The following is a 5,711-nucleotide window of genomic DNA, read 5'->3' as shown; positions in this document are numbered from 1 at the left end:
GTGTCCATCCTGATGCCCACCCACCGTCGGGAGCCGGACAGCGCCCAGGATCCGGTCCGGCTGCGCAACCTGCTGGCCGAGGCGAAGGAGCGGCTCCAGGCCGACCCGAAGGTCTCCAGGGCCGACCGGATCGACGTCGTCGGACAGCTCGACCGGGCCCTGGCCGAGGTCGACCTCGTCCACGCCGAGGACGGGCTGGCGATCCTCGCAGCCCCCGGTGAGCACCAGGTGTGGTCGTTCGCGCGCACCGCCCCCGCCCGGGTGGTCCTGTCCGACACCTTCCTCACCCGCAACCTGGTCTCCGCCCAGGCCGCCGAGCGCCCCTACTGGGTGCTCGCCGTCGCCGCCGACCGGGTGGTGCTGTGGGGCGGGGTCCTGGACAAGGTCAGCGAGGAGCGCGGCTACGGCTTCCCGCTGGTGCGCACCTTCGAGAACCCCGACCCCGAGCGGCGCGAGCGCATCGGCGACACCCCCAGCACCTTCAGCGACGAGGAGACCAGGATCTTCCTGCGCCAGGCCGACACCGAGGTCGCCAGGGTGCTCGCCGCCGACCCCCGCCCGTTGTACGTCGTCGGCGACGCCCCGGCACTGGCCCTGCTGGACGCGGTGGGCCCCATCGCCAAGGAGGCCGCCGCGCAGATCCAGCACGGGGGACTGGCCCAGGCCGACGTCGAGACCGTCCACCGGGTGGTGGAGCCCGCGGTGCGCGCCCACGCCGAGCGCGAGCGCGACGACATTCTCGCCCAGCTCGACAAGGCGCGCGGGCGCCAGGAGTTCGCGGCCGGCCTCGACGAGGTCTGGCGGGCCGCCGGCGAGGCCCGGATCTTCCGGCTGGTGGTCGAGGAGAACTACCGCGCCACCGTCCGCGACGACGGCGAGCACCTCGTCCCCGCCGAGGCGCAGGAGCCCGGCGCGCGCGAGGACATCGTCGACGAGGTGATCGAGCGCGGTCTCGACACCGGCGCGCAGGTCACCTTCGTCCCCGACGGCACTCTGGGCGACACCCTCGGCATCGCCGCCGTCCTGCGCCACTGACGGCCCCGCGACCGCCCGCGCCCCGGCGGGGCCGTCAGGACGCGGGCGCGGCGGCCGCCAGGTCGTCGACGCTGCCGGACATCACGGTGCGCAGGTGCCGGGTGAGGTGCTCCACGGGCCAGTCCCACCAGGCGATGTCCAGCAGCCGGGCGATGTCGGCCTCGTCGTAGCGCAGCCGGATCACCTTGGCCGGATTGCCGCCGGCGATCGCGTAGTCGGGGATGTCGGAGGCGACGACCGAACCGGCGGCCACGATCGCCCCGTGGCCGATCCGTACTCCCGGCATCACCGTCGTGCGGTAGCCGAGCCACACGTCGTGCCCGACCACGGTGTCCCCGCGCCCCGGCAGGCCGGTCAGCAGGTCGAAGTGCTCCGCCCAGGCGCCGCCCATGATGGGGAAAGGGAACGTGGACGGCCCGTCCATCCGGTGGTTGGCGCCGTTCATCACGAACCGCACCCCCTCGGCGAAGGCACAGAACCTCCCGATGACCAGCCGCTCCGGCCCGTAGTGGTACAGCACGTTGCGGGTCTCGAACGCCGTCGGGTCGTCGGGGTCGTCGTAGTACGAGTACTCGCCGACCTCGATCAGCGGCGAGGTGACCAGCGGCTTCAGCAGCACCACCCGAGGCTGCTCGGGGAACGGGTGCAGCACGGTCGGGTCCGGCACGGCAGGCAGCACAGGGGCACCGCTTTCACGATCGACGGATCATCAGAAGACACTCCATGATCAACCCTCAGCGGCGGGGCGGCCGCCGTGCCCCGGCAGCGGCCCGTACGCGGCGCAGAAGTCGCAGTCGCAGCTGGTCAGCGAGTTGGCCGGGCAGTGCGCGGCCGGCTCGACCCGGGGGTCGCAGCCCCCCGGGTCGACCGGGGCCTCGCCCTCGGGCAGCGTGCGCCGGCACCAGCCGCACCGCACGGCGACCGGCACACCGGCCTCGCGTAGCCGCCGCGCCGCAGGGCCGGCGAGGTCGAACGGGACGCTCTCGACGGCGACGGTGGGCGCGTCGTCCAGCAGCCGCCTGCTGTGCCACAGGCTCAGCCCGGTGACCGCGCGGACCGCCTTGAGCGGCGCCGGGCCGCCGGGGGCGGCGCCCGTCACCAGCACCGCGAAATCCGGGTCCTCCACGATCCCCCCTCCTCGGCCGCCTCCACCCGACCGCCCCGGCGGTCATGACGGACCGTCATTGACCGTCGTCCGGCCGGTTCGACAGGATGGGGGCCATGGGGGAAGAGCGTTGTGATCACGAAATGATCGTCGGGCAGTGCGGGCACTGCAAGCCGGTGCCGCCGGGCCTGACCGCGCGGGTGTGGATCACCCGGGGCGGGACGGTGTTCCACCGCTCGCCGGCCTGCGAGGCGCTCGGGGACGGGCAGGCCCGCGCTGCCCGGTTCGGCATGGAGGTGCACCGGCCGGTCCAGGTCCCGCTCGCGACGGCCATGGGAGAGCGGCGGGGCGCCTGCATCCCGTGCTTCCCCGGGTACCGGCCGGGCGTCGCCGGCTGACCCGCCCCCCCGAGCGGACCGTTGCAGGGCTGTTGCGCGGCGAGTGGCGGGGCTCACAGCCGCGGTGTGCCGGGCCGTGATCGCATCAGCGGATGCGTCAGTTCGCGAACACAGCACCCTTGCCGACGGGCCCTCGGGCGGCCGCCGCCGTGCTCGCCGCCGCCCTGCTCGCGGGCTGCGGCACCCAGACCGCCCAGCAGGCCCGGTCGGACGGCCCCGCGACAGCGTCCGCGAGCGCCAGGCCGTGCGCCGCGCCGCGCTGGCCGGCCGACGGCGGCGCCCAGGGCGGGGTGCGGATCGCCTCCACCGGGGCGGCCTGCGCCGAATACGAGGTGACCAACACGGGCGGCGAACCCGCCGACGTCACCGTGGCGTTCAGCCTGCTCTCGGCGGCCGGGGAGGCGATGGACACCGTCACCCGCACTCTGCCTGCGATCGCCCCCGGCGCGAGCGCGAAGGACCGGATCGACCCGCCCGCCGGCAGCCGGGAACGGGTGGGCGCCGGATGGCGGGTGAAGATCATCACCGTGCGCAGCGTGCCCACCTCCGAGGCCCCGGCACCCGCCGGACCGTGCCCGCCCTCGGGCCTGCGGCTGTGGGCCGACGAGGGCGACGCCGCGATGGGCCTGCGCGTGGTCGGCCTGCACCTGCGCAACTGCGGGACGGCCGCGGTGACCCTCGACGGCTACCCGCAGCTCCAGCTGCTCGACCTCGAACACCGCCCGGTCGACGGGGTGAGCGTCCTGCGCGGCGGCGCCGCCATCGCCACCGGCACCGGCGCGGACGACCCGCCGCAGCAGATCGCGCTGCGCCCGGGGGAGGGGGCCCGTTCCACCCTGGTGTGGCGCAACACCACCGGGGCCGGCGAGGCGGTCAACGCCCCCTACGTGCGGGTGCGCGCCACCCCGGACGCGGCCCCCGTGACGGTCACCCCGGACCTGGACCTGGGCACCACCGGGCGCCTGGGCGTCGGCGCCTGGGTCAGGGAGAACGGCGCCTCATGAAGGGGAGTTGACGATTCGTCAGCTCGCCGGGCGGTCCTCAGGGACAGGGGCCGGGGCCGGGGCGGGGGTGTTGTGCTCGGCGAGCGCGGCCCGGGTGAAGCCGAAGAAGTACGTGGCCAGGAAGCCCACGACGTAGCCGGTCACCAGCCCCCCGCCGTAGACGGCGGCGCCCGCGACCACGCCGTGCGGGCCGGTCAGCAGCGGGAACAGCGCCCAGCCGGAGGGGCCGATGGCGGTGGAGCCGACCGCGTCGCCGAGCTGGCCGAACACCCCGACGAAGGCGCCCCCGGCGGCGCCGCCCACGCAGGCCGTGACGAACGGGCGCCCCAGCGGCAGGGTGACCCCGTAGACCAGGGGCTCGCCGATGCCGAGCAGGCCGGCGGGCAGCGCGGAGCGGATGGTGGCCCGCAGGGCCGCGTTGTGGCGCAGCCGCAGGTAGACGGCCGCGGCGCAGCCGACCTGCCCGGCGCCGGCCATGGCGAGGATCGGCAGCAGGACGGTGGAGTGCTGCTGCTCGATCAGGGTGGTGTGGATCGGGATCAGCGCCTGGTGCAGGCCGAGGGTGACCAGTGGCAGGAAGAGGCCGCCGAGTACGAGCCCGGCGAGCAGGCCGCCGTGGGCGAGCAGCCAGGTGGCGCCGTGGCCGATGGCGGTGGAGGCCTGCCCGGCGGCGTACATCAGGCCGAACAGGGCGACCAGTCCGCCGACCAGGACGGTGAGCGTGGGGGTGACCAGGACGTCCAGGGCGGCGGGCAGCAGCCGCCGGCTCCACCGCTCGACGTGGACGGCGACCAGGGCCGCGCCCAGGGCCCCGATCACTCCGCCCTGGCCGGGGGTGAGGTGGTGGCCGAACGCCTCGACCTTGGCGACGCCCGCGTAGACGATCACGCTGGCCACGGCCCCGCCCAGGACGGGGGTGCCGCCGAACTCCTTGGCCGTGTTGTAGCCGACGAACACGGCGAGCAGGGACATGAAACCGGAGGAGAGGGCCGTCAGGGCGGTGGCCAGTCCGGGCGCCCAGTGGAGGTTGGTCAGGGCCCCGGCGAGGCCGGCGACGATCCCGCACCCGATCAGGGCGGGGATCAGGGGTACGAAGACGTTCGCGACCCGGCGCAGCGCCAGCTTCACCGGGGTCGCGTTGCGGGCGCGGGCCTCCTGCCGGATCCGTGCGCCGCGCTCGGCGAGGTCCTCGGTACGCACGAGGTCCTCGTCGGGGTCGTCCAGGAGCCGGAGCAGCCGCTCGGTGACGGCGGCCACGGCGGCCGGGCCGAGGACGATCTGGTAGGTGTCGTCCTCGACGGTGCCCAGGACCTGCGGCAGCGCCCGTAACGCCTGCCGGTCGACCAGGGAGGGGTCGATGAGGCCCAGCCGCAGCCGGGTCATGCAGTGGGCGACCGAGCGGATGTTGGCGGCGCCGCCGACCAGCGGGAGGATCGCCTCGGCCGTGGCGCGGTTCTTCTCGTCGGACATGACGGGGTGCGTACCCGGGAGCCGTCGGGGCTCAACCGCCCTCGTGCGCGGCGGAGCCGGCCCGGGCGGGCTCCGCGACGGCCCCCGTGGCCCCGTCCGCCCCGGCGTTCGGCGCCGGGAACGGCTCGTGCTCCGAGAGCATCGCGGTGCGCACCCGGTGCACGTAGTGGTCCATCAGGTGGAGCAGCACGCCGGTGGTGGCGGCGATGTCCGCCTCCGGCACGCCGTCCAGCGCGGCGGTCAGAGTGTCGATGTTGGCCTGTTTCAGCCGCTCCAGCAGGCCGCGCCCGGCGGCCGTGATCTCCACCTGGCGGGCCCGCCGGTCCAGCGTGTCCTGGGTGCGTTCCACCAGGTGCTGGCCCTGGAGGCGGTCGATCTGCCGGGTGACGTGGGAGGGCTTGACCATCAGCCGCTCGGCCAGGTCGCTCACCCGGCTGGCGCCCTCGGCCTCGGCGACCGCGCGCAGCAGGTAGACGTCCGAGCGGGTGGCCGTGATGCCGGCCCTGGCCATGCGGCGCTCGTGCTCCTGGGAGCGCGTCAGCAGGTAGGCCAGCGAGGCCAGTGCGGCCTCCAGGTCGGAGGCGGTGCTGTGGTCGTCTTCGGCGTCCGGCATGGGGGAACTGTAGCGAGCGGCACCGGACTTGGGAGGGGGCGGGCGGCGGTGACCGGCTTTCGGACAGATTCGGCCGTCCCGCGATG

Annotated in this window: 7 protein-coding genes; 3 read left to right on the top strand and 4 right to left on the bottom strand. The window is 75.1% G+C overall.

Features of this window, described 5'->3' with window-relative positions:
• A partial coding sequence (locus J0670_RS28095) for a chemotaxis protein (protein WP_207814497.1) occupies positions 1–1,035 on the top strand: 1,035 nt, incomplete at its 5' end.
• Positions 1,036–1,069: 34 nt separating this feature from the next.
• Here J0670_RS28095 and J0670_RS28090 read toward each other — a convergent pair.
• Positions 1,070–1,711, bottom strand: a complete 642-nt coding sequence (locus J0670_RS28090; RefSeq protein ID WP_207814498.1) for a CatB-related O-acetyltransferase — start codon at positions 1,709–1,711, stop codon at positions 1,070–1,072.
• 51 nt (positions 1,712–1,762) lie between these two features.
• The gene (locus J0670_RS28085) at positions 1,763–2,161 is read right to left on the bottom strand and encodes a ribosomal protein L7/L12 (protein WP_207814496.1); all 399 of its coding nucleotides are present in this window, start codon (positions 2,159–2,161) and stop codon (positions 1,763–1,765) included.
• A 122-nt stretch (positions 2,162–2,283) separates the two neighbouring features.
• On the opposite strand from J0670_RS28085, the gene J0670_RS28080 reads away from it, so the two are divergent.
• Complete coding sequence (locus J0670_RS28080; protein WP_207814495.1) at positions 2,284–2,538, top strand: hypothetical protein; 255 nt, start codon at positions 2,284–2,286, stop codon at positions 2,536–2,538.
• A gap of 119 nt (positions 2,539–2,657) precedes the next feature.
• A complete protein-coding gene (locus J0670_RS28075) occupies positions 2,658–3,542 on the top strand; it encodes a DUF4232 domain-containing protein (RefSeq protein WP_243437631.1) in 885 nt (294 codons plus the stop codon).
• A gap of 18 nt (positions 3,543–3,560) precedes the next feature.
• Here the strand turns inward: J0670_RS28075 and J0670_RS28070 are convergent, their stop codons facing one another.
• Both J0670_RS28070 and J0670_RS28065 read right to left on the bottom strand, forming a co-directional pair.
• Entirely contained in the window at positions 3,561–5,012 is a 1,452-nt protein-coding gene (locus tag J0670_RS28070; protein WP_207814493.1) for a PTS transporter subunit EIIC, read from the bottom strand.
• Positions 5,013–5,043: 31 nt separating this feature from the next.
• Positions 5,044–5,625: a MarR family winged helix-turn-helix transcriptional regulator gene (locus J0670_RS28065; protein ID WP_243437630.1), complete on the bottom strand. Its 582-nt coding sequence runs from the start codon at positions 5,623–5,625 to the stop codon at positions 5,044–5,046.
• Positions 5,626–5,711: the final 86 nt, after the last annotated feature.

It is taken from the genome of Streptomyces sp. FH025, from assembly GCF_017427025.1.
GTDB lineage: Bacteria > Actinomycetota > Actinomycetes > Streptomycetales > Streptomycetaceae > Kitasatospora.
This window is presented reverse-complemented; position numbering and strand designations above follow the sequence as displayed.

Bases quoted from the DNA above. Each gene is read 5' to 3' on its own strand.
- J0670_RS28080 (WP_207814495.1), top strand. From the start codon at position 2,284: ATGATCGTCGGGCAGTGCGGGCACTGCAAGCCGGTGCCGCCGGGCCTG.
- J0670_RS28065 (WP_243437630.1), bottom strand. From the start codon at position 5,625: ATGCCGGACGCCGAAGACGACCACAGCACCGCCTCCGACCTGGAGGCC.
- J0670_RS28070 (WP_207814493.1), bottom strand. From the start codon at position 5,012: ATGTCCGACGAGAAGAACCGCGCCACGGCCGAGGCGATCCTCCCGCTG.